The organism is Hymenobacter glaciei (assembly GCF_039539585.1).
GTDB classification, from domain to species: Bacteria; Bacteroidota; Bacteroidia; order Cytophagales; family Hymenobacteraceae; genus Hymenobacter; species Hymenobacter glaciei.
The window spans coordinates 17949-39346 of record NZ_BAABDK010000033.1 but is presented as its reverse complement, the minus strand read 5'-3'; the positions used below and the strand labels follow the sequence as shown (position 1 = coordinate 39346).

The following is a 21398-nucleotide window of genomic DNA, read 5'->3' as shown; positions in this document are numbered from 1 at the left end:
TCAGAACGTGCTACCCGTGCCGCCTGTCATTGCGAATGGAGCACTACTTACTCCCGTACCACTTCCAATTTCCCACCCGCACCCAGCCGCACTACCCGCGATGGCGCCGTTCGGGTATCGTCGTCCTGCCGCCAGTTCACCACGTGGTCAGCGCCGCGCATAATAGCCGCATCAACCTCGGAATAAACCGCTGGTGTGGCCTCGCCGGCTTTGTTGGCCGAAGTCGATACAAGGCCGTGGCCCAGCCGACGCACCACTTTAAAGCAAAACTCGTCCTTTGCCACGCGCAGGCCCACGGTGCCATCGGGTGCCACCAACTCCTTGGCCACGGCCCGGCCGGCGGGCAGGATATAGGTAGTGGGGCGCGTATCGGCGGCCAGCATGGCCTCCAGTTCCGCTGGCACTTCGGCGGCGTAGCGCTTCATCATGGCCAAATCGGCAACCAGCACGATGCTGGGTTTGCCAGCCTCGCGCCCCTTCAGCTTGTAGAGTTGCTGCACGGCGGGCGGCGCTTCGGCATCGCAACCCAGGCCCCACACGGTATCGGTCGGGTACAGAATAACTTGCTGAAGCAGCAGGGCATCAACAGCAGCTTCTACTTCTTGTTGGAAACGGTTCATAGTAGTAGCGCGGACTTTCAGTCCGCGAGTGAAACAGTGTAAATGGTAGCTAAGTCCTGCGCGTACTAAAAGGCCGCACTACTTGATGGTTTGGCAGAGTTCCACCAATACGCCGGCCGCGCTTTTCGGGTGCACGAAGCACACCAGCTTGTTATCGGCCCCGCGTTTGGGTTCCTCATGTAAGAGCACGAAGCCCTCCCCTTTCAGCCGCGCCATCTCGGCCCGGATGTCGTCGACTTCAAAAGCTACGTGGTGAATGCCCTCCGGCTTTTTGGCCAGGAATTTCGTGATGGCGCTATCCGGCGACGTGCCAGCCAGCAACTCAATCTTCGAGCCGCCGACCTGAAAGAAAACGGTATCCACGGACTCGCTGGCCACATGCTCCTTTTTATATGGTGCCGCGCCGAGCAATGTGGTGTAGAGCGCGGTGGCGGCTTCAAGGTCGTTGACGGCCAGGCCGAGGTGTTCGAGGTTGGTAATCATAGGAGCGAATTATCAGGACGAAAGCCGCGAGCCAGCCCAAAAAGCAGGATTCACCGCTCATTTTGCAGCGTTGCCGGAAGTCGGCGCATTTCCTTATTTAGATTGTGTCTACTTTTGTAGGACCAAAGAAAACTGATTGCCCCCGAACTGTGTTCTAAGGGCCAGCCAGTCATTCACTGGTTTATACTTTTTGTCATACTGCTGCGCGCAATGCTGAAGCTCCCCATTTACCTCGACAACAACGCCACCACGCCGCTCGACCCGCGCGTGCTGGAGGCCATGATGCCCTACCTGACCGATGTATTCGGCAACGCGGCTTCCCGCAACCACCCCTTCGGTTGGGCTGCTGAAGAAGGCGTTGACTACGCCCGCGAGCAGATTTCGAAGCTCATCAACTGCGACTCGAAGGAAATCATCTTCACTTCGGGCGCTACCGAGTCGGACAACCTGGGTATCAAAGGGGTGTTCGAGATGTATAGCCAGAAAGGCAATCACGTCATCACCTGCACCACCGAGCACAAAGCAGTGCTCGATACCTGCAAGCACATTGAGAAGCTCGGCGGCAAGGTAACCTACCTGCCCGTCGATGAAAAGGGCCTTATCAGCCTCACCGACCTCGAAGCCGCCATGACGCCCGAGACCATTCTCGTGACCATCATGTACGGTAACAACGAGACGGGCACCATCAATCCCATCCGCGAAATCGCCAAAATTGCCCACAGCCACGGCGCCCTGTTCATGACGGACGGCACTCAGGCCGTGGGTAAGATCCCGGTCGACGTGCTGGCCGATGGCATCGACATCATGGCCTTCACGGCCCACAAAATGTACGGTCCGAAGGGCGTTGGTGCCCTGTACGTACGTCGCAAGAACCCCCGGGTGAAAGTGACAGCCCAGATGGACGGTGGCGGCCACGAGCGCGGCATGCGCTCGGGCACCCTCAACGTACCCGGCATCGTGGGTTTGGGCAAAGCCTGCGAGCTGGCCCGCCTCGAAATGGACGCTGACACCGCTCGCCTGAGCGTGATGCGCGACCGTCTCGAAAAAGAATTGATGACGATGGAGGAAACCTACGTGAACGGCTCGGTGGAGCACCGCCTGCCGCACGTTACCAACATCAGCTTCAAGTACGTGGAAGGCGAAGGCCTGATGATGGGCGTGAAGGACCTAGCCGTATCGTCGGGCTCGGCTTGCACCTCAGCCTCGCTGGAGCCCAGCTACGTGCTCAAGGCCCTGGGCCTGAGCGACGACTTGGCTCACAGTAGCCTGCGCTTCGGCCTGAGCCGCTTCACCACCGACGAGCAAATCGACTACGCCATCGGCCACGTAAAAGAGGCCGTAACCAAGCTCCGCGAAATGTCGCCCCTATGGGAGATGTTCCAGGAAGGCATCGATTTGAGCAAAATCGAGTGGGCTGAACATTAGTAAAATGAGGAATTAAGAATGAGGAATGAAGAATTGACTTCAGACACTCATTTAATAATTCTTCATTCCTCATTCTTAATTCATAATTAAAGCGAAGCGACATGGCTTACTCCGATAAGGTAATTGACCACTACAGCAACCCCCGCAACGTGGGCACGCTGGACAAAAGCAAAAAGAACGTGGGCACCGGCCTCGTGGGTGCCCCTGAGTGTGGCGACGTGATGCGCCTGCAGATTGAGGTGGACGAAGCCACTAACACCATCACCGACGCCAAATTCAAGACGTTCGGCTGCGGCTCGGCCATTGCCTCGTCGTCGCTCGCAACGGAGTGGCTGAAGGGCAAATCTATCGACGAGGCCTTGGCCATCGACAACATGGAGATTGTGGAAGAACTGGCCCTGCCGCCCGTGAAAATTCACTGCTCGGTATTGGCGGAGGATGCCATCAAGTCGGCCATCTCGGACTACCGCGTGAAGAACGGCCTGCCCGCACTGGAGCTGTCGCACCACTAGTTTAGCCTCACGTTTGTCATCCTGAGCGCAGCGAAGGACCTTATCATGTCAGAACGGTTTTCGTTCGTTGACGATAAGGTCCTTCGCTGCGCTCAGGATGACGTTTTTTAACCCGTTTACCGAATGGACGAATTTGACATTGCCCGGCTTGAGCGCGAGATTCGGCAGTACCTAGGCCTGGAGCCCGCGCAACTGCAATTCGAGTTTCGGGAGTTGGAAGGGTTGACCCGGCTCGACCTGATTACGGTGAACCCGCGCCACCAGCAAAGCTTCCTGTTTCGCTACGAATCGGGCCGCGATAAAGTGGAGTGTTTGGAAAAGATGCTGGCCTACGTACGCAGCTACCGCGACAACGAAAGCTCCTACACACTGCAATGGCGCGCCCGCGGCGACCGGGAGTTGCAAACGTCTTATTTCCGAGCTCATAACGTATATGAAGCGCTGGACAAACTCTATTTCGGCCGCGATTTGAATACGATTACCGTGTTCAGCGTGGTGCTGAATCCGAGCTCGTAAGCGTCGAAATGAATTATTTGGCAGGCGAGCGAACAAAGAAATTCGCCTGCTTGTTTATAATCTGTCTAAATTGCGGGCCTATTCGGCTTGCTTCAAAGCCCAAGCGACCCCGCTCCTACCGCCATGATTACCGTATCAGATAAAGCTAAAGAGAAAGTAGCACGCCTGATTCAGGATGCAAATCTTGATGAAACCTATCGTCTGCGCGCCTCGGTGGCGGGTGGTGGCTGCTCGGGCCTGAGCTACAAGCTGGATTTCGACAACGAAGTGCGCCCCATGGACCAGGAATTTGAGGACAAGGGAGTACGCGTGGTAGTTGACATGAAAAGCTTTCTCTATCTGGCCGGCACCGAATTGGACTTCTCCGACGGCCTCAACGGCAAAGGTTTCCAGTTCAACAACCCCAATGCCTCGCGTGAGTGCGGCTGCGGCGAGAGCTTCTCGGTGTAAAAACCGGCAATTCGAATAAAGTAAAAGTCCCCGTGCAGGTTGCGCGGGGACTTTTTTGTGAGCAAATGGCGGAGCGTCAGGAATAGATGCGGTTGCGCTGGCAGTGCGAAAGCCACTGCATCAGCTCTCCCTCATCGCTGAAATCGCGCACGACAAGCCCGACGCCATCGGCACTGGGTGCTGCGATGGAATACGGCAAGTCGACCGGCGTGGGAAAGTGCGGCGGCAACAGCATGCCCAGGTAAACGCTGCTACCCAATTGAGCGGGCAGGCGCGGCAGAAACTCGCTGACCAGCCAGCTTATCTCGGCGGGGCCGGGCGCGGTGCGACTGCGCAGGTCGACCAGCCAGCACCAGCATTCCGCTTCTTCGGCAGCAGCCAACATCGCAGTGTAGCCCTGGCGAAATTCGGCGGGGCTAACGGGGCGCTGCCAACGGGCGGCCAGGGTGCGCAGGTCGGACCGATAGCGCAGCTGCAGGAAATTGGGTTCCGGAGTAAGGGGCAGTTGCAGAGCGCGCAGAGAAGCCATTGCCGAAGGGTCTGGAAGCACTGCCCACAAGGGGCAGGCATAAAAAAGTAGTGCCTGTCATTCCGTTGCGAAACGGAGGCCAGTGGCTGCAAAACCACTGGAAGGGTGGCCGTATCGCGCAGGAATGACAGGACTTAAAATTGTAACATCCCGTTGCAAAGGCCACAGAATAAATAATTGGGAGCCGCAATCCGATGGTGCGGGGTAGTTGCTGCGACAGCAGCTTTTCCTGCGCGGGGCGGTCTGAAACGCTGCTTATTGGAAAGATAATTAAGGCACCACCCCTACTTATTGCCGGCTCTACCAAACCCTGAAGTATATCGACTGAACCCAGGATTATGCCTGCTGCCGACTACTGCGCAAAAGCGGCACCCAGCGCCATAGCCGGCCGACGGTTGCGGGCCACTGGAATGGCTTCGGCGCACACGGCACAAATCACGTCTTCGGTGAGGGCACATTGGCCCTGGTGCGCATAGCGCTAACAATCGAGGCGGGCCGCTGCTACCCGGGCCTGAGTAGCGGCGTGGTTGGTGAAGGTATTGTGCACGGCCCGGGCACAGGTGGCCAGGTCGCGCCGCAGGTAAAGCAGGCCAGTGCGGTTGTGCGCTACCGACGTTTCACAAAGGCATGGGCCGAATGCGTAGGATGCCGCTGTAGTTGGCAATTACCTCAGCTCCAGCGGCTAAGAAACTGCAGGAAGGCTTCTTTGTACTGGTCGCCGACGGGGATGGTGACGGCCCCAATTTGCACGGTGAGGCGGCGCACGGCTTCGATTTTATCGAGTGCCACGATGAACGAGCGGTGGATGCGCATAAAGCGGCGGGCCGGTAGTTTCTCCTCCATGGCCTTGAGACTCATGAGGGAAAGCAAGGCGCGGGGCGTGCTTTTGAGGTGCACTTTCACGTAGTCCTTCAGGCCTTCGACGTAGAGAACGTCGCTCAGGGCCACGCGCACCAGCTGGTATTCGGCTTTCAGGAAGAGGTATTCTTCGTCGTCGGCCGCAGCAGCGGGTGCAGTGGCAGGGGCCGCCACCAGCTCGGCGTAGGCGCGGGCCTTGCCGGCAGCGCGCAGAAACTCTTCGTAGTTGAAAGGCTTGACGAGGTAGTCGAGGGCATCGACACGGTAGCCGTCGAGGGCGTACTGCGGGAAGGCGGTGGTGAAGATGACGCGCGGGCCGGTTGGGCCGAGCACGCGGGCCAGCTCCAGGCCGTTGAGCTCCTGCATTTGAATATCGAGGAAGGCCAAATCGACCGAACCCGGGTGTTCGTGCAGGTATTTTAGGGCCTCCACGGCACTACCGAATTTGCCAACCAGCTCCAGAAATGGCGTTTTCTGAACAAAGGAGCCTACCAAGCCCAGGGCTAGGGGCTCATCATCGACGGCAATGGTGCGGAGGGGCGGCAGGGTGCTCATACGATGTGCAGGGTGAGGTGGACGCGGAATTCTTGGGCCGAGGTGTTGGGCTCGACCACCAGGGTAAACCGGCCGGGATATAGTAAATCGAGGCGGCGGCGGGTGTTGGCCAGCCCGATGCCGTTGCTGCCGGCCAGGTCGGTTGAGGGCGACGGCAGCAGCGAGTTGCGCACTTCCAGTTCCAGCACCTTGGCCGAAGGCTGGCGCAGGGCCACGAAAATGCTGCTGCTCTGGGTGGCCGCCACGCCGTGCTTGAAGGCGTTTTCGAGGAAGGGCAGCAGCAACATGGGGGCCACCGGCACGTCGTGAATAGGCTCGGGCTTTTCGAACGTCACGGTCACCCGTTCGTCGAGGCGCAGCTGCATGAGGGTGATGTAGTCCTGCACAAATGCAATTTCCTGGCTGAGCAGGGTGAGGCCGCCGGCGGTGTCGTAGAGCACGTAGCGCATCATGCGCGAGAGGCGGTGGATGGCTTCGCGCGCCTGCTCGCCGTCGAGCAGCGTGAGGGCGTAGATGTTGTTGAGGGTGTTGAAGAAGAAATGCGGGTTAATCTGGGCCTTGAGGACGGAAAGCTCGGAGCTAACGCGTTGCTGCTCGAGGGTCTGGCGTATCTGGGCATCGTGCTGCCACTTCTGCACCACCGTAATGCTGGTGCTGATGCCCAGGACAAACATGGTGGTGAGCAGGCCCATGGTATCGATGCGCAGGCCGGTGCGGGGCAGCCGGGGCCGACCGGCGGCCGCCATAAAGGCCTTGTCCATCAGCGTGGGTAGGTCGAGCACCGACTCCAGAAACTTGCTAAAAAACAGTACAGCTACCGTAGTTATTACCAGAGCCAGCACAAACCAGCCGGTGCGCCCCTGAAACAGCAGGCGAGGCACGGTGACCCTGGCGGTGAGGTAGAACGTGGCCACCCACACCACGAACATCAACCCCTGCTTCAGCCAGAACTGGTTAGGCATGGTGAGCCGCCCGGTGAGCGGCTGGAATAACAGGAAAGTCAGCCCGAATAAGCCCCACACCAACACATGAATCAGCGGGGTGAGGTAGCGACGGGGCGTAAGGTCTGGCATGAACGAGTGTGGATTTCAAAACAAACATAGTCCGGGCGCGCGTGCAACGGCTGCTGAAACCGACCGCGCGGGACATTGTATCGACGGCAGGCCGGGTTCTATCGGTTGGAAGCGGGCGCATCGTTGCACAAATGCTTGTCGGAGCAAGCACAGTGCAGGACAACCCCGGTGAGCGTGCCCCACCTTGCCATCAATCCGGAGATGTGATAATTCCCTGATTACATCGTTTTTCTTGCTTGATACTCCTTCGGGCTACCACCAGCGGAACCAGATTCCATTACCAAGGCATTACAGCACTACATTTCAGGGCTTTCTGCCTCAGGAGAACAAATTCAGTGAGCTAACCTCAGGTTGCTGCGGTGCACTTCGTTAACAAGTCCGCTCGTTCGTTTACCTTTCGTTCCGACCTTTGTAATTATGATTCGTCTGCTACCGCTGCTGCTCGTGTTGCTATCGCCTGTTATGGCTCCGGCCGCTTTGCCTCTGCCCGATTTCGGCAGCTACCCTGTGTACCACGGCCCCGACCTGGGCCTGACCTGGCGTGGCACCCAGGCCACCCTGCGCGTGTGGGCCCCCACCGCCGAGGCCCTGCACCTGAAGCTGTACGCGGCCGGCACCGGCGGCACAGCCGTGGTCGACTATGCCATGGCCAAAGCCCAGGAAGGCACCTGGACCTACACGCTGCCCGCTGGCATTGCCGGTTTCTACACGGTGCAAGCAACTATTGGGGGCAAGAAAATGGCCGAAGTGGCCGACCCCTATGCCCACGCGGTGGGTATAAACGGCCTGCGCGGGGCCGTATTCAACCCGGCCATTGCGCAGCCACCGGGCTGGGACGCCGACCTGCGCCCCGCCCTGAAACAGACCACCGACATCGTGATTGGCGAAGTGCACGTGCGCGACCTCACCATGCACCCGCAGTCGGGCGTGCGGCACAAGGGCAAGTTTCTGGGGGCCGCCCAAACCAGCACGCACGGGCCCGACAATGTGAGTACCGGACTCGACCACCTCGTGGAGCTGGGCCTGACGCACGTACACCTGCTGCCCACCAACGACTTCGCCAGCATCGACGAAACCGCGCCCGCCCGCGCCAACCGCTACAACTGGGGCTACGACCCGTTGAACTACTCGGTGCCCGAAGGCTCTTACTCAACCGACGCAGCCAACCCGGCAGCCCGCATCCGCGAGTTCAAGCAGCTGGTGGAGAACCTGCACGGCGCGGGCCTGCGCGTGGTGCTCGACGTGGTGTACAACCACGTGGCCGACGCCGGCCGCAGCAACTTCGAGCAGCTGGTGCCGGGCTACTACTTCCGCCACAACGCCGACGGCAAGCTGAGCAACGCCACCGCCTGCGGCAACGAAATAGCATCGGAGCGGCCCATGGTGCGCAAGCTCATCGTGGAATCGGTGGCGTACTGGGCCCGCGAATACCACGCCGATGGCTTCCGCTTCGATTTGATGGGTGTGCTCGACCTGGAAACCATGCGCGCCGTGCGGGTGGCCCTCGACCTGCAGGACCACAGCATTTTTGTGTATGGCGAGGGTTGGACGGCCGGCCCTTCGCCCCTGCTCGAAGCCGAGCGCGCCGTAAAGGCCAACATCCTAAAAATCGACCGCATCGCCGCGTTTGGCGACGAGCTGCGCGACGGCGTAAAAGGACACTACGCGCACCAGACAGAGCCCGGTTTCGCCAGCGGCCAGCCCGACCTGGAGGAGAGCGTGAAGTTCGGCATTGTGGGCGCCACGAAACATCCGCAGCTCGATTACGCGAAAGTCAATTATTCGAAAGCGCCCTGGGCCAACACGCCCAGCCAAGCCATCAACTACGTGGCCTGCCACGACGACCGGGTGCTCTGGGACAAGCTCACCGTATCGAACCCCACCGCCACCGAGGCCCAACTCATTAAGATGGATGTGCTGAGCAACACCATCGTATTCACCTCGCAGGGCGTACCGTTTTTGCCGGTTGGCGACGAGTTTCTGCGCACCAAGGGCGGCTCCTCAAACTCCTACAACCAGCCCGACAGCGTGAACCAGCTTGACTGGGGCCGTAAGGCGAAGTACGTGGCCGTGTACGAGTTCTACCGTAAGCTGCTGCGTTTTCGCCGCAATCATCCGGCCTTCCGCCTGTCCACGGCCGAGCTGGTGCAGCAGCACCTGGAGTTTCTGCCCGCCAAGCCCGGCATTATCGCCTACCGCCTGAAAGACCACGCCGGCGGCGATGCCTGGCAGGATATTATCGTCATTTTCAACGGCAAGCGCACGGCCGACAGCCTCACGCTGCCGCGCGACACCTACAAAGTAGTGCTGCGCGGCGACCAGATTAACGAGGAAGGCCTTGATGTGCTGGAAGTAACCAGCGGCGTGCAGCTGCCCGGCAACTCGGCGCTAATTCTGATACCGATAAAGTAGCTGTCCCGAAGCCTCAGAACGGTCTTGCTGAGCTTGTCGAAGCATCTCTGCCGTTTCGTTGCAATCGTCATGGATTACTTACGTGGCAGAGATGCTTCGACAAGCTCAGCATGACCATTCTCGATGAAGGATGACGTTCCAGGAGGATAGAACGAGTTCTTCACACCCTTAAGTACTCAAGCACAATTAACCGTCATGCAGAGCGCAGCGAAGCATCTCGCTCGCATCATTAAACGAATGATTTACTGCGGCACGCGAGATGCTTCGCTGCGCTCTGCATGACGTGCTTTTGCTCGTTTACTTTTGAACGAGTACTTAGAAGCCGGCATGCCAGTCACGCCGGTTAGTCCAGAAAGTCGAGAGCTCCCATGCCAATGGGCGCACCAGGCGGCATGCTTACGGCCGGCGGAGGCGTGAATTTACCGGGGTCGGCGTTGAAGCGGTTAATCTGCGACAAGCCGAATAGCAGGTTCGCTCTTTGGGCGGGCTGCGCCTTTTTAGCCTGCGCCTGCATCCACTTTTGCAAGTCCTCAACTGCTGCCAAGGCTTGGCCGCGCACGCTGGCCGCCGCCCTGTTATCAGCCGCCAGCTGCAGCAGGTATTTCAGGGTGAGGTTGTTCACCACCGTTTGCAAAGCGGCGGCATAACCCGTTTCGGGGCGGGCACGCCAGGTGCAGGCCAGCAACTGGTCGACTACCGTCGTGAAACCGGGCTGTTTGCTGTCGCGGGCCTGGTACTCAATCAGGCGGGCGGCGCGCTCGGCATTCAGCAGGGAGGCGATGGTGGGGCCGGCGGCGGCTTCGGCCGCGGCCAGGGGGTCAAACGTGGGGCCGGTATAGCCGGCGAAGGTTTCCACGGAACCAGGGAAGCCCGCGGGCCGCGGCGGAATCTTGGCAATCAGGCCCTCGGGCAGTTGCAATGCAGCCGGGCTGATAGTGGCCAATAGCGCATCGAGGGCCTGTTGCTGCACGGCCGGTTCCACCATTTGGGTGGGCATCTGGCCGTCGTTTTTCACGGCGTGGGTGAAATACTGGCCACCGATTGACTTGGCCACCGCCTCAATCTGGTAGCGCTGCAGCAGGTAGATGGGCACCAGCACTTCCTCTAAAGTGGCCATAGGCGCCCCCTGCCGAATGGCTTTCTCCGAAAAGCCATCGAGTACGTGCCGTCGCACGGTCATCAGCTTGGTGAGCTGAGCCACGGGGTCGGCACCTTCGTCCCACTGGTTGGCCACCGGGTGTACGTAGCCGCCGATGTCGGGAATGAAGCGGAAGCCTTGCTGGAGGGTTTCCTTCATGATGTTGTCGAGCGCGCTGGCTTCGTCGGTGCCTGTTACAAAATCGGCGTAGCCCCACAAAATGGTGCGCTTGTCCCAGGTGCCAATGCCCGTAGCGTAGGCATCCGACAAGTCGACGCGGCCGTCGGGCTGCAAGCTGAACCGCGGAAACGGGTAGTCCATCACCGACGCCCGCTCTTTGGTGCTGGCGGTCAAGTTGTGGTACAAGCCCAGCGTGTGGCCGATTTCGTGGGCCGACAATTGCCGGATGCGCGCCAGCGCCAGCTGCTCCATCTGGTCCGAAACGGGCTTGCCGTCCTCGTAGGGCTGCAGCAGGCCCTCGGCAATAAGATAGTCCTGCCGGTGCCGGTCGGCCCCTAATGAAACCACGCCCTTGATGATTTCGCCCGTGCGCGGGTCGACGTAGGCGTTGCCGTAGGAAAATGCCCGGGGCGAGCCCGACCGGTTAATCCAATTCACCACGTTGTAGCGAATGTCCATGGGGTCGGCCCCCTCCGGCAGCTCTTTCACCTGAAAGGCATTGGTGAAGCCGGCCGCTTCAAATGCCTGGTTCCACCACGCGCCACCTTCAATCAGGGCTTTTTTGATGGCCGCGGGAGCGCCGCGGTCCACGTAATAGATGATGGGTTTCACGGCCTCGCTGCTGGCGGCCGTGGGGTCTTTCCTTTCGAGCCGATGGCGAACCGTGAACCGCTGCGCCAGCGGCTGATTGATGGGGGCCGAAAAATCGACGTAGCTGAATGGGAAAAAGCCCGAGCGGGAGTCGAATCGGCGAGGGCGAAACTTGTTGTCGGGCAGCTCAATAAATGCCTGGTGCATCTGCATCGTCACCGCGTTCGGGTCCGGCGACAACGACGGGCCGTCCTCACCGCTGGCCCCGCCCGTGAAGGTTATCATGGCCTCAAATTCCGTGTTTTTAGGGAAATTGCGGGTGTTTTCCAAGTATACGGCTGAGCGCGACTCGTCGAACTTGAAGCTGACCGATGGGCGGGCGCCCGCGCTGGGGCTCAGCAAGCTGGCGCCGGGGCCGGAAAACCCGCCGCTACTCAGCCGCTCGCTGATTTTCTGGCTGTCGCGCACCAGAAACGGGGTCAGGTCGAGCAGGACTTTGGCGCCTTCCGTGGCCACTGGCACAAAGCCCCAAATCACCGACTTAGCAAAGGCGTTGTCGACGGCCCGCTGCTCGTCGGCGTTGCCCGATGTGGCGCGGTAGTCGAGGTTGGGCTCGATTAGCAGCACCTTGCCACCCACGCGCACAAACTTGGCAATCGCCGACGTGCTCTGGCCCCGCTCAATACCATTGCCCACGCCGCTGGAGAGCGACCCAAAGTAGAGAAACTCCTCGTTCAGCCGGCTTACTTCCAGCAGAATTTTTCCCGTTTTCGAGTCATAATAAAACGGGAAGTAGCCATCGAATTTCTGGAGCCCCTTGGTCAAGGCCGCCAGCGTAGGCGCCGGCTGGCCAGCGGCAGAGGCTTTGGCGGGCAGCTGGCCCGGCTGGCCGAAGCATACAGGCTGTGAAGCGACTAATCCGACCAATAGAAGCGTATAAATCTTCATGCTTTGTGGGCTGTGCGTGAGAATTGAGTGGAACAAGGTTACATCAATTCTCCGTACAAAAGCATGTTTCTTGTTAAGCGGCGCTAGCGGCTGCCTACGTTTCCCTCTGCGCCTGCAGGTACTGCGCCAGTGCGCGCACTCGCAGGTGGCCCGAGGTAGCTGGCAGGCAGTTCGCCCTGACTCACCACCAGCTTTTCGAGCACCACGCCGGGGTCGACGCGCCAAAATTTGAGGACGTGGGCGCCGGCCGCGGCCACGCGGTGCTGCGAGGTTTTGAGGATGATGTTATTGGCCACGGCCTGCTCCCAAACCAAGTTGCTTTCGCCGGGCTTCAGGCCAGTGTGCAGGTTGATGATTTGCGGGGCTTCATCATCAATTGAAACGGCGTAGCGCAGGCCGGTGGTATTGGTGAAGTCCAGAGTCGGCGCGAGGTAGGCTTGCACCGTGACGGGGCCGGGCCGGGCTAGCGTGAGGCGGTACTCCAGATGCGGGCTGCTGCCGCCCGGTGCGGCCGTAGGCCCGACCGTGGTCGGGAATGTGCTCACGGCCCCCAGCGTGCGGCCCAGGTCCGGCAGACGTTGCCAGATGATTGGGCCGGCGTTGATGGCCTGGGTGTACTGCTCCGCTTCAATCGAAACGAAAGCGCGGTTGCCGGGCTGCGTCGGGACAGCTGCGGCTTTGGGCGCCCCTCCAGCGGCCAGGATCACCACTTCGGGCATCAGGTCTTTGGGTTCGTCGTGCCACGCGGTGTAGCCGATGTGCATCTGGTCCATCATGTGGTTCCATTTGCCGCCGGCCAGGGCGTGGTAGCGGTTTTTAATTTCCGCATCTTTGGCAAATAGCGTCTTGGCTTTTTCGGCCAGCGCGTTGGTGTTGGGCTGGTTGGTTTTGGCGGCCTCCCGGTTCAGGGCCACGGTGTAGTGCAGTTCGTTGAGGTTGGCGCAGGCCTGCACCGGGTGCAACACCAGCTCGTAAAAGGCGTCGCGGTCGCCAGCAGGCAGGTTCTGATTGATGGCCTCGGCGCGGGTGAGCAACTGGTTGTATTCGGCCACTACCGTGGCCCATTCGCCGGTGGCCAGGCTGTAGGTGTTGGCGTCGATTAATTCGGGCTTGCGGCGGGCGTTGTACTTAGCGTACTTGGCCAGAATGTCGGCAATATCAGTCGCGTATTTTGGCCCGAACTGCTGGCTGGCCCAGCGCTGCGTGTAGGCGGCCACTTGGTTGGCCTTGATTTTGTCGGGGTTCCAGGCGTAGTCGAGGAAGAACGAAATCGGCAATTCCATGGGCTTCAGGTCGCCCACGTTCACAATCCAAATCTGATTCACGCCGTGCTCGTGCGCCAGGTGCATCTGCTCCCACACGCGCGGCAGCGGGTTGGTATTCAGCCAGCGGTAGCTGCGCGGGCCGCCCACGTAGTCGAAGTGATAGTAGATGCCGTAGCCGCCGGCACGCGTCTTCTCCCCCACTTTGGGCAGCTTGCGCAGGTTGCCCCAGTTGTCGTCGCAGAGCAGCAAGGTCATGTCGTCGGGCACGCGCATGCCTTTGTCGTAATAGTCCTGCACTTCCTTGTAGAGTGCCCAGAGCTGCGGCGTTTGCGCGGCGGGCCGGTGGGTTTCTTCGGCCAGGATTTTCCGCTGGTCGGCCACTATTTTCTCGAGGAGCGCGATGTTGCTGCCCTCGCTCATGGGCTCGTCGCCGTCGCCGCGCATGGCCATGGTCACGATGCTTTCGTGGGTGCCCATGTTGCGGATGCCCTGCCGCCAGAACCGGCGCAGGGTCGTGTCGTTGGTCTGGTAGTTCCAGGGGCCGTGGCCGTAGCGTTTCCACTCCTGCTGGGCGCGCAGCATGGGTTCGTGGTGCGAAGTACCCATCACGATGCCATACTCGTCGGCCAGCGCCGGGCTCAGCTTGTCATCGTCGTTGAAGGCATTGCCCCACATGGCGGGCCACAGGTAGTTGCCTTTCAGCCGCAAAATCAACTCGAACACATGAGCATACATTTTCGAGTTGATGCCGCCGAACTTCTCCTTGGCCCAGTCCGTCAGCGCCGGTGCTTCGTCGTTCAGAAAAATGCCGCGGTACTTCACCACCGGCTCGCCCAGCGTATACCGGCCGGCCGGAATCAGCAGCGTGGTTTGCGGCCGCACCGGCACGTCGGCCCACCAGTACCAGGGCGAAACCCCAATCTGCTGCGAGAGGTCATAGATGCCGTAAATGGTGCCGCGCTTGTCGCTGCCGGCAATCACGAGCGCGCGGGCCACGCCCGGCATGGGGTTTTCCACTACCTGCCGTGCGAAGGTTTCCCACCGGCCCGCCACGGCCGACACATCCAGCTTCTTTTGCTGCACCAGCGCATCAATCAGCGGGCTTTTGCCCAGCGTGCCGATGAGGACGACGGCTGAGCCCGCAGGCTTTTCGGTGCTGAAGCGCGGGGTGGTTTTGGTGACGCGCTGCACATCGGCCTGTAGGTCTTTGGCCGCGCGCAGCACGCCCGGCCAGTCGCTGGCGCTGGCGTAGATGGGCGCGGTTTTGCCGCTGGCAGCGAGCGGAAAATCATTCGAGGGCTTTTTGCTGGCTACCAGCTTGGCTTTGCCGGGTTGAGCCTGGGCAGCCGACCACGTCAGCGCTGCTACCAGCGACAACAGTACCCGGAGAAAAAACCTGATTTTTATTGGCTTCATGGCGAGATGTAGAGACGCGACCCTTCGCGTCTCGGCGTTAGCTTTGCTGACCTTCGGTTGACAATTATCGGCGAACGATTTCAAATGGCGCGGTCCCGGAGACGCGAAGGGTCGCGTCTCTACAATCGTTCTGATTTTAAAACTTCACTACCTCGTAAAACGCCTTTTTTGGCTTCAGCTGCTGGTCGAACAGCAGCGGGTAGTTCTTGCGGCCGGCCACGGGGTAGGTGTCCAGCCAGGTGTATTTGTCGGAAATATTCCAGAACGTGACCCCGGTAATGACCTTGGGATAGTCGCGGAAGACCTTGAAGACCATGCGGTACTGTTCGGCCTGCCGCTGCTGCATCTCAGGCGTGTAGGCGTCCGCCTCATCGACCCGGCGGGCCCGCTTCTCCTTCTCCCAGGGGTACACCGAGATGTCAAGCTCGGTAATCTGCACCTGCAGGCCCAGTGAGGCAAACCGCTCAATCGTGGCCCGCAGGTCCTTTTCCGCAGGTTCCTGCAGCGACCAGTGCGCCTGCAGGCCCACGCCGTGAATGGGCACCTTCGCGTCTTTCAGCTTCTTGAGTAGCTTATAAACGCGCTCCATTTTCTCGGGCCGCTCGGTGTTGTAGTCGTTGTAGAACAGCACCGCCTTGGGGTCGGCCGCGTGGGCGTAGCGGAAGGCTTCAGCAATAAAATCCTCCCCGCAGATTTTCAGCCACTCCGAGTTGCGCAGAAACTCCCGCGGGTTGTCGGCCACGGCTTCGTTCACCACGTCCCAGGCGTAGATTTTGCCTTTGTAGCGCTTCACCACGGTATCAATATGGTCGTGCAGGCGCTTCAACAGCACGGCTTTGCTCACGGTGCTGCCGTTTGGCTTCTTGAACAGCCACTTCGGCGTCTGCTCGTGCCAGCAGAGGTTGTGGCCGCGCACCCGCAGCTTGTGGGCCTGCGCGAAATTCACGATGGCATCGGCATCCGTCCAGAAATAGCGGGTTGAGTCGGGGTGAATGGGGCCCATTTTCATGGCATTCTCCGGCGTGATGCTGTTGAACTGCTGAAGAATCAGCGCCGCTTCCGGACTCTTTAATGCCGACGGGCCCACGGCCACGCCAACAGGGAAATACTGCTGGTAATAGTCCTTGAGCCCCTTTTCGGTCGGGGCAAACTGACTGCCCGCCAGGGGCGCGCACGCCAACAGGAGCGCGGCAATTGGTAGCCGAAGTTTCATAATTGGTTCGATGATTGGCGGGAAATAATAAGCCGGTGGTGAAGCGCCCCGGCCGCCGGGCCACTGGCCCGACGCAGGCGGCGGGCCCGCTCACCATTCTTGCCCGCCACCCACCCGAAGCGCTTCAATTCCGGGCGGGCGTTGCAGTACCCGGCCGGCACCAGTGCCGTTGGTATTCTTGTTAAAAAACTTCCCCGGCCAGCCGCGTTTCTGTCCCACCATTGGGCGGCCGGCCGGTTCCGTTTTTGTTTTTTGGAGACTGGATGTAGGGGCGGGGCTTGCCCCCGCCCGTCGTTAGCTTCTCTGTCCTTCGTTTGGTCGGAATCGTTGCAACGGGGCGACCGCCCGGGCGGGGGCAAGCCCCGCCCCTACATCCAACGACTCCAGAATCCTGCTTAGATGTACTGGTTGATGATAGACTCCAGCCACTCCTGCTTGCCGCTTTTCGGTGTGGGCTCGCCCGATTTGTGGGCGATGGTGCGCAGGTCTTCCAGCGTGAGTTGACCGGCGGCAAAGGCCTTGCCTTCACCCGAATCGAACGAGGCGTAGCGCTCGGTGCGGAACTTGCGGTAAGATGACTTTTCGAGGATGGCATCGGCCGTGACAAGGGCGCGGGCGAAGGTGTCCATGCCGGCGATGTGGGCGATGAAGATGTCCTCCAAATCGGTCGAGTTGCGGCGGGTTTTCGCGTCGAAGTTGATGCCGCCCTGGGTAATGCCACCAGCTTCGAGGATGATGAGCATGCTCTCCGTCAGCTCGTTGAGGTTGTTGGGGAACTGGTCGGTGTCCCAGCCGTTCTGGTAGTCGCCGCGGTTGGCGTCCATGCTGCCGAGCATACCGGCGTCGGCGGCCACTTGTAGCTCGTGCTGGAAGGTGTGGCCGGCTAGCGTGGCGTGGTTCACTTCCAGGTTCAGCTGAAAATCCTGCTCCAGGCCGTGCTCTTTCAGGAAGCCGATGACGGTGGCGGCGTCGAAGTCGTACTGGTGCTTGGTGGGCTCGGCTGGCTTGGGCTCAATGAAGAACTTGCCGGTGAAGCCCTGCTGGCGGGCGTAGTCGCGGGCCATGGTCAGGAAGCGGGCCATGTGGGCCTGCTCGCGCTTCATGTCGGTATTCAGCAGGGTCATGTAGCCCTCGCGGCCGCCCCAGAACACGTAGTTCTCGCCGCCCAGCGCGATGGTCGCATCAATGGCGTTTTTCACCTGCGTGGCGGCGTGGGCCACCACCTGGAAATCGGGGTTGGTGCTCGCGCCGTTCATGTAGCGCGGGTTCGAAAACACGTTGGCCGTGCCCCACAGCAACTTCACGCCGCTTTCCTGCTGGTGCTGCTTCACGTAGTCGACCACGGTAGCGAGGTTGCGCTCGTACTCGGCTAGCGACGCGCCTTCGTCCACCAGGTCGATGTCGTGGAAGCAGTAGTAGGGCGTACCAAGCTTGGTGAAGAACTCAAACGCCGCATCGGCTTTGTCCTTGGCGCGGCCCACAATTTCGTGGTGCGAGTCCCAGGCAAAGGTCTTGGTGCCGGGCCCGAACGGGTCGCCGCCGGTGCCCACAAACGTGTGCCAGTAGGCCGTGGCGAAGCGCAGGTACTCCTTCATAGTCTTGCCGGCCACAATGCGTTTTTCATCGTACCATTTAAAAGCCAACGGGTTATCCGACTCGCGACCTTCGTAGCGAATCGTGTTAATGCCCGTAAAAAATTCAGTCTTCAAGAGCGTGTTGCTAGACATAAGCGGGAGTGATATGAGGGTTAAGCATCTGTTGGGTGAGGGCCGCGTGCCAGCGGCCGTAGGCGGCTTGGTATTGGGCCTGTAGCTCAGGGTCGGGTTTCAGGGTGAGGATGCACTCGAGGTTGCCGAAGGCGTCGGCGGGCGTGGCGTACACGCCGGCCCCGACGCCCGCGCCGCGGGCCGCCCCTTGGGCCGCATCGGTGTTGTAAAGCTCCAGCGTCACGTTGCCGGTGTTCACAAACGCCTCCCGGAATACGGGGCTAAGGAACATGTTGGCGTTGCCGGCGCGCACGGTGTGCATCGGCACGCCCATCTGCCGCATGATGTCCATGCCGTAAATCAGGGCGAACACAATGCCTTCCTGGCCGGCGCGCAGCAGGTGGGCGCGGGTGTGGATGTTGAAGTTGAGGCCGAGCAGCACGGCGTCGGTCGCGCGGTTTTCGAGGATGCGCTCGGCCCCGTTGCCAAAGGGCAGGAACTGCAGGCCCTCGGCCCCGATGGGCGCGGTAGCGGCCAGCTGGTTCATCTCGTCATAGGGCAATTCACCCACCATTTTGCGCAGCCAGCTGTTCAGAATGCCGGTGCCGTTCATGCACATCAGCACGCCGTTGCGGGGCTGGGCGGCGGTGCTGTTCACGTGCACGAAGGCGTTCACCCGCGAGGCCGGGTCGGAGGCGGCCGCGTCGGTTACGCCGTACACCACGCCCGAGGTACCGCCGGTGGCCGCGATTTCGCCGGGCTCCAGTACGTTGAGGGAGAAGGCGTTGTTGGGCTGGTCGCCGGCCCGGTAGCTGATGGGTGTGCCGGCCGTGAGGCCCAGCTCGGCCGCCGCCGCAGCGTGCAGGCGCCCCTGCACCGCGAAGGTTTCCACCACCTCGGGCAGCAAGTCGGCGCTGATGCCGTAGTAGTCGAGCAGCTCCTGCGCCACGGCCTGCTGCCGGAAATTCCAGAACACACCTTCCGACAAGCCCGAAACCGTGGTTTGCAGCTCGCCGCTCAACTTGTAGGCGATGTAGTCGCCGGGCAGCTGAATCTTGTGTATCCGGGCGTAAACCTCGGGCTCATTTTCCCGCACCCACTTCAGCTTCGAGGCCGTGAAGTTGCCGGGCGAATTCAGGAAATTCTCCAGGCAATGCGCTTCGCCCAAATCAGCAAACGCCTGGTTGCCTATCTCCACGGCCCGGCTGTCGCACCAGATGATGGCCGGGCGCAGCACCGCGCCGTCGTGGCCCACCAGCACCAGCCCGTGCATCTGGTAGGTGATGCCGATGCCGGCCACCAGCCCGGGGTCGAAGCCCGGCGTGGCCCGCAGCTCGGCGGTGGCGTTCACCACTTCCTGCCACCAGCGCGTGGGGTCCTGCTCGGCCCAACCCGCCCGGGGCACGCTGATTTCCATCTCCTGCCGGGGCGAGGTAGCCGAGGCCACGGCCTGGCCGGTCGCAATGTCGAGCAGCGAAGCCTTAATGGAAGAGCTACCAATGTCGTAGCCAATGAGGTATTTCATATGGAAATGAGCTAGCAAGCACACTTATTTAACGGATTCAGTGGTAAAAGTGGAGGCCGGCAGCCCTTCCTTGTTGTAGAGGTTGGCACCTTCGGGGTTGTCGGCCCAGGCGTAGCGCACCACAGCAGGCTTGGGCACCTGGTCGCTCCACACCACCACTTTACTGCCTTCGATTTTGGCCTGCGCCCACACGAACTTCTTGTCGGTTCCGGCCATGGCGAAACCCATCAGCGCCCCCCCACCTTTCACCACCAAGCCACTGCCGACGCTGGCGAAACTCAGCGTGACCTTGTTGCCCGCGGTTTTCATGGTTTGATACAGTGGGCCAGGCGAAACTACTTTGGCGTCGCCGTAGGCTACTTTTTCGGCGGCCAGGGCCAGGCGGTGGCCCACGGTCTGCTTGTCGAGCGGGTGGATGTCGTTCCACTCGCCCACGTCGGTAATCACGGCCATGCCGGTGCGGGGCAGGGCCAGCAGGCGGCGCTGGGCGTCGCGCACCCGCGCCTGGTTGCTCTCGCCGGGCGCCTTTTTGGCGGCGTTGATATTGGCCAGCTGCACGTAGAGAAACGGCAGGTTGGCGTGCTGGAAATGCGTACGCCAGTCCTGCACCAGCGTCGACGTCAGGGCGTAATAATCTTCGGGCCGGCCCGTGTTGCTTTCGCCCTGGTACCACAGCACGCCGCGAATGGCGTAGGGCAGCACCGGCGCCACCAAGCCATTATAAAGCCCGCCGGGCTGGTACTGGAACGTGGTGGAGCCGGGCGCGGGCGGCATCGTGGCGCCCAGCTGGTATTGCCAGGGCCCGCGCAGATCCAGCGTCTGGCCACCAGCCGCGAGCTGGAATTTCTTATCCAGGGTAAACCCGCCCGGGCCGCCGGTGCTGATGAGGCGCACGGTGATGACGTTTTTGCCGGCCTTCAGTAGTCCAGGGCCGAAGTCGTACTTGCGCGGCGGGTAGCGGTAGCCGGTGCTGCCCACCAGTTGCCCGTTGAGGTAGGTAGAGTCGGCATCGACCAGCGTGCCGAGCTCCAGGCGGCCGGGCTGGCCAGCCATCGCAGCAGGCACCTGCACTTCCTTGCGGAACCAGAGCACACCGTTCACCGGGCCGAGCGGGGTTTGGCTGGCCCACTCGCCGGGCACCTGCATGGTGGGCCAATGGCTGGCATCGTAGTCGGGAGCCGACCATTTCATCTGGCTAGGCGCTTCGCCCAAGTCGGCGCGATGCAGCTGTTGGAACCAGGCAGCGCTGGCCGCACCTTCGCGCTGCTTGGTGTTGGCTACCAAGGCGCTGTCTTTGTAGGGCGCGCTTTGGGCTATGTATTTCGGGAACTGCTTTAAGGCGTCGGCGCTTAGCCAAGCTTCGGCGGGCGAGCCGCCCACGGCCACTTTTATCAGGCCAACGGGCACCTGGTATTTGGCGTTGATTTCCTTGGCGAAGAAGTAGCCCACGGCCGTGAAGCTGAGCACGGTTTCGGGCGTAGCAGCCACCCAGCGGCCGCCCGTCACGTCGGCGTTGGGGCCGTTGAAGTCGTAGCGCATGGGCACATCGAACTGCCGGATGCGGGGGTTGGCGGCCTGGGCAATTTCGGTGGGGTACTTGTCGCGCACACGGCGCATGGGCAGCTCCATGTTCGACTGGCCCGCGCAAAACCACACATCGCCCACCAGAATATCCTTCAGCGCAATCTGGTTGCTGGCCGAGATATCGAGAGTATAAGGGCCACCGGCGGGCTGGGCCGGCAGCGTCACGCGCCACTGGCCGTCGGTGCCCGTGGTGGCGGCATAAGTTTTCCCCTGAAAGGCTACGGTAACCTCCTCCCCTGCCGCGCCCCAGCCCCAGATACGGACCGGCACATCACGTTGCAGCACCATGCCGTCGCTCACCAGGCGCGGCAGGCGCACGGTGGCGGCGGCCTCGCGGGCGGCGGGCAGGCTCAGGAGCAGCCAAATAGCAAACGTGTTGATTTTCATGTCATTAAAAAA

General features: G+C 60.9%; 16 protein-coding genes. 5 read left to right on the top strand and 11 right to left on the bottom strand.

What is annotated here, in order from left to right; genetic code table 11:
* Window positions 1-47 precede the first annotated feature (47 nt).
* Together ABD837_RS21865 and mce are read right to left on the bottom strand one after the other, a co-directional pair.
* Window positions 48-620: an L-threonylcarbamoyladenylate synthase gene (locus tag ABD837_RS21865; RefSeq protein WP_345058860.1), complete on the bottom strand. Its 573-nt coding sequence runs from the start codon at window positions 618-620 to the stop codon at window positions 48-50.
* Window positions 621-698: 78 nt separating this feature from the next.
* Window positions 699-1103, bottom strand: a complete 405-nt coding sequence (gene mce, locus ABD837_RS21860; protein ID WP_345058858.1) for a methylmalonyl-CoA epimerase — start codon at window positions 1101-1103, stop codon at window positions 699-701.
* 210 nt (window positions 1104-1313) lie between these two features.
* Between mce and ABD837_RS21855 the strand changes: the two genes are divergently transcribed.
* From ABD837_RS21855 to ABD837_RS21840, 4 genes are all read left to right on the top strand, one after another.
* A complete protein-coding gene (locus ABD837_RS21855; RefSeq protein ID WP_425554375.1) occupies window positions 1314-2528 on the top strand; it encodes an IscS subfamily cysteine desulfurase in 1215 nt (404 codons plus the stop codon).
* 101 nt (window positions 2529-2629) lie between these two features.
* Window positions 2630-3040: a Fe-S cluster assembly scaffold IscU gene (gene iscU, locus ABD837_RS21850; protein WP_168673962.1), complete on the top strand. Its 411-nt coding sequence runs from the start codon at window positions 2630-2632 to the stop codon at window positions 3038-3040.
* A gap of 123 nt (window positions 3041-3163) precedes the next feature.
* Complete coding sequence (locus ABD837_RS21845) at window positions 3164-3556, top strand: hypothetical protein (protein ID WP_345058853.1); 393 nt, start codon at window positions 3164-3166, stop codon at window positions 3554-3556.
* A gap of 123 nt (window positions 3557-3679) precedes the next feature.
* Window positions 3680-4006: a HesB/IscA family protein gene (locus ABD837_RS21840; protein WP_345058851.1), complete on the top strand. Its 327-nt coding sequence runs from the start codon at window positions 3680-3682 to the stop codon at window positions 4004-4006.
* A 76-nt stretch (window positions 4007-4082) separates the two neighbouring features.
* Here ABD837_RS21840 and ABD837_RS21835 read toward each other — a convergent pair whose 3' ends face one another.
* From ABD837_RS21835 to ABD837_RS21825, 3 genes are all read right to left on the bottom strand, one after another.
* A complete protein-coding gene (locus ABD837_RS21835) occupies window positions 4083-4535 on the bottom strand; it encodes a hypothetical protein (RefSeq protein WP_345058849.1) in 453 nt (150 codons plus the stop codon).
* 669 nt (window positions 4536-5204) lie between these two features.
* Window positions 5205-5948, bottom strand: coding sequence for a LytR/AlgR family response regulator transcription factor (locus ABD837_RS21830; protein ID WP_345058847.1), 744 nt, complete (start codon window positions 5946-5948; stop codon window positions 5205-5207).
* Window positions 5945-7021 carry a sensor histidine kinase gene (locus ABD837_RS21825; protein ID WP_345058845.1) on the bottom strand — a complete coding sequence of 359 codons (1077 nt, stop codon included), beginning with the start codon at window positions 7019-7021 and terminating at the stop codon, window positions 5945-5947. The genes ABD837_RS21830 and ABD837_RS21825 overlap by 4 nt, the downstream gene beginning before the upstream one ends.
* A gap of 417 nt (window positions 7022-7438) precedes the next feature.
* Here ABD837_RS21825 and pulA point away from each other — a divergent pair, with 417 nt between their 5' ends.
* Entirely contained in the window at window positions 7439-9433 is a 1995-nt protein-coding gene (gene pulA, locus ABD837_RS21820; RefSeq protein ID WP_345058843.1) for a type I pullulanase, read from the top strand.
* A 343-nt stretch (window positions 9434-9776) separates the two neighbouring features.
* Here pulA and ABD837_RS21815 read toward each other — a convergent pair whose 3' ends face one another.
* From ABD837_RS21815 to ABD837_RS21790, 6 genes are all read right to left on the bottom strand, one after another.
* The gene (locus tag ABD837_RS21815) at window positions 9777-12290 is read right to left on the bottom strand and encodes a zinc-dependent metalloprotease (RefSeq protein ID WP_345058841.1); all 2514 of its coding nucleotides are present in this window, start codon (window positions 12288-12290) and stop codon (window positions 9777-9779) included.
* Window positions 12291-12373: 83 nt separating this feature from the next.
* Window positions 12374-14971: a glycosyl hydrolase 115 family protein gene (locus tag ABD837_RS21810; RefSeq protein WP_345058839.1), complete on the bottom strand. Its 2598-nt coding sequence runs from the start codon at window positions 14969-14971 to the stop codon at window positions 12374-12376.
* Window positions 14972-15107: 136 nt separating this feature from the next.
* Window positions 15108-16184, bottom strand: coding sequence for an endo-1,4-beta-xylanase (locus ABD837_RS21805; protein WP_345058837.1), 1077 nt, complete (start codon window positions 16182-16184; stop codon window positions 15108-15110).
* 395 nt (window positions 16185-16579) lie between these two features.
* On the bottom strand, window positions 16580-17911 hold the full coding sequence (xylA, locus tag ABD837_RS21800) for a xylose isomerase (protein WP_345058835.1): 1332 nt from the start codon (window positions 17909-17911) through the stop codon (window positions 16580-16582).
* Window positions 17904-19415, bottom strand: a complete 1512-nt coding sequence (locus tag ABD837_RS21795; RefSeq protein WP_345058833.1) for a xylulokinase — start codon at window positions 19413-19415, stop codon at window positions 17904-17906. Before ABD837_RS21795 ends, xylA begins: the two co-directional genes overlap by 8 nt.
* A gap of 24 nt (window positions 19416-19439) precedes the next feature.
* Entirely contained in the window at window positions 19440-21386 is a 1947-nt protein-coding gene (locus ABD837_RS21790; protein ID WP_345058831.1) for a sialate O-acetylesterase, read from the bottom strand.
* Window positions 21387-21398 lie beyond the last annotated feature (12 nt).

Excerpts from the sequence above, each read along its gene's own strand:
- ABD837_RS21845 (WP_345058853.1), top strand. The coding sequence starts at position 3,164 with ATGGACGAATTTGACATTGCCCGGCTTGAGCGCGAGATTCGGCAGTAC.
- ABD837_RS21835 (WP_345058849.1), bottom strand. The coding sequence starts at position 4,535 with ATGGCTTCTCTGCGCGCTCTGCAACTGCCCCTTACTCCGGAACCCAAT.
- xylA (WP_345058835.1), bottom strand. The coding sequence starts at position 17,911 with ATGTCTAGCAACACGCTCTTGAAGACTGAATTTTTTACGGGCATTAAC.
- ABD837_RS21795 (WP_345058833.1), bottom strand. The coding sequence starts at position 19,415 with ATGAAATACCTCATTGGCTACGACATTGGTAGCTCTTCCATTAAGGCT.
- ABD837_RS21815 (WP_345058841.1), bottom strand. The coding sequence starts at position 12,290 with ATGAAGATTTATACGCTTCTATTGGTCGGATTAGTCGCTTCACAGCCT.
- mce (WP_345058858.1), bottom strand. The coding sequence starts at position 1,103 with ATGATTACCAACCTCGAACACCTCGGCCTGGCCGTCAACGACCTTGAA.
- pulA (WP_345058843.1), top strand. The coding sequence starts at position 7,439 with ATGATTCGTCTGCTACCGCTGCTGCTCGTGTTGCTATCGCCTGTTATG.
- ABD837_RS21805 (WP_345058837.1), bottom strand. The coding sequence starts at position 16,184 with ATGAAACTTCGGCTACCAATTGCCGCGCTCCTGTTGGCGTGCGCGCCC.
- ABD837_RS21865 (WP_345058860.1), bottom strand. The coding sequence starts at position 620 with ATGAACCGTTTCCAACAAGAAGTAGAAGCTGCTGTTGATGCCCTGCTG.
- ABD837_RS21825 (WP_345058845.1), bottom strand. The coding sequence starts at position 7,021 with ATGCCAGACCTTACGCCCCGTCGCTACCTCACCCCGCTGATTCATGTG.
- ABD837_RS21830 (WP_345058847.1), bottom strand. The coding sequence starts at position 5,948 with ATGAGCACCCTGCCGCCCCTCCGCACCATTGCCGTCGATGATGAGCCC.
- ABD837_RS21810 (WP_345058839.1), bottom strand. The coding sequence starts at position 14,971 with ATGAAGCCAATAAAAATCAGGTTTTTTCTCCGGGTACTGTTGTCGCTG.
- ABD837_RS21855 (WP_425554375.1), top strand. The coding sequence starts at position 1,314 with ATGCTGAAGCTCCCCATTTACCTCGACAACAACGCCACCACGCCGCTC.
- ABD837_RS21840 (WP_345058851.1), top strand. The coding sequence starts at position 3,680 with ATGATTACCGTATCAGATAAAGCTAAAGAGAAAGTAGCACGCCTGATT.
- iscU (WP_168673962.1), top strand. The coding sequence starts at position 2,630 with ATGGCTTACTCCGATAAGGTAATTGACCACTACAGCAACCCCCGCAAC.
- ABD837_RS21790 (WP_345058831.1), bottom strand. The coding sequence starts at position 21,386 with ATGAAAATCAACACGTTTGCTATTTGGCTGCTCCTGAGCCTGCCCGCC.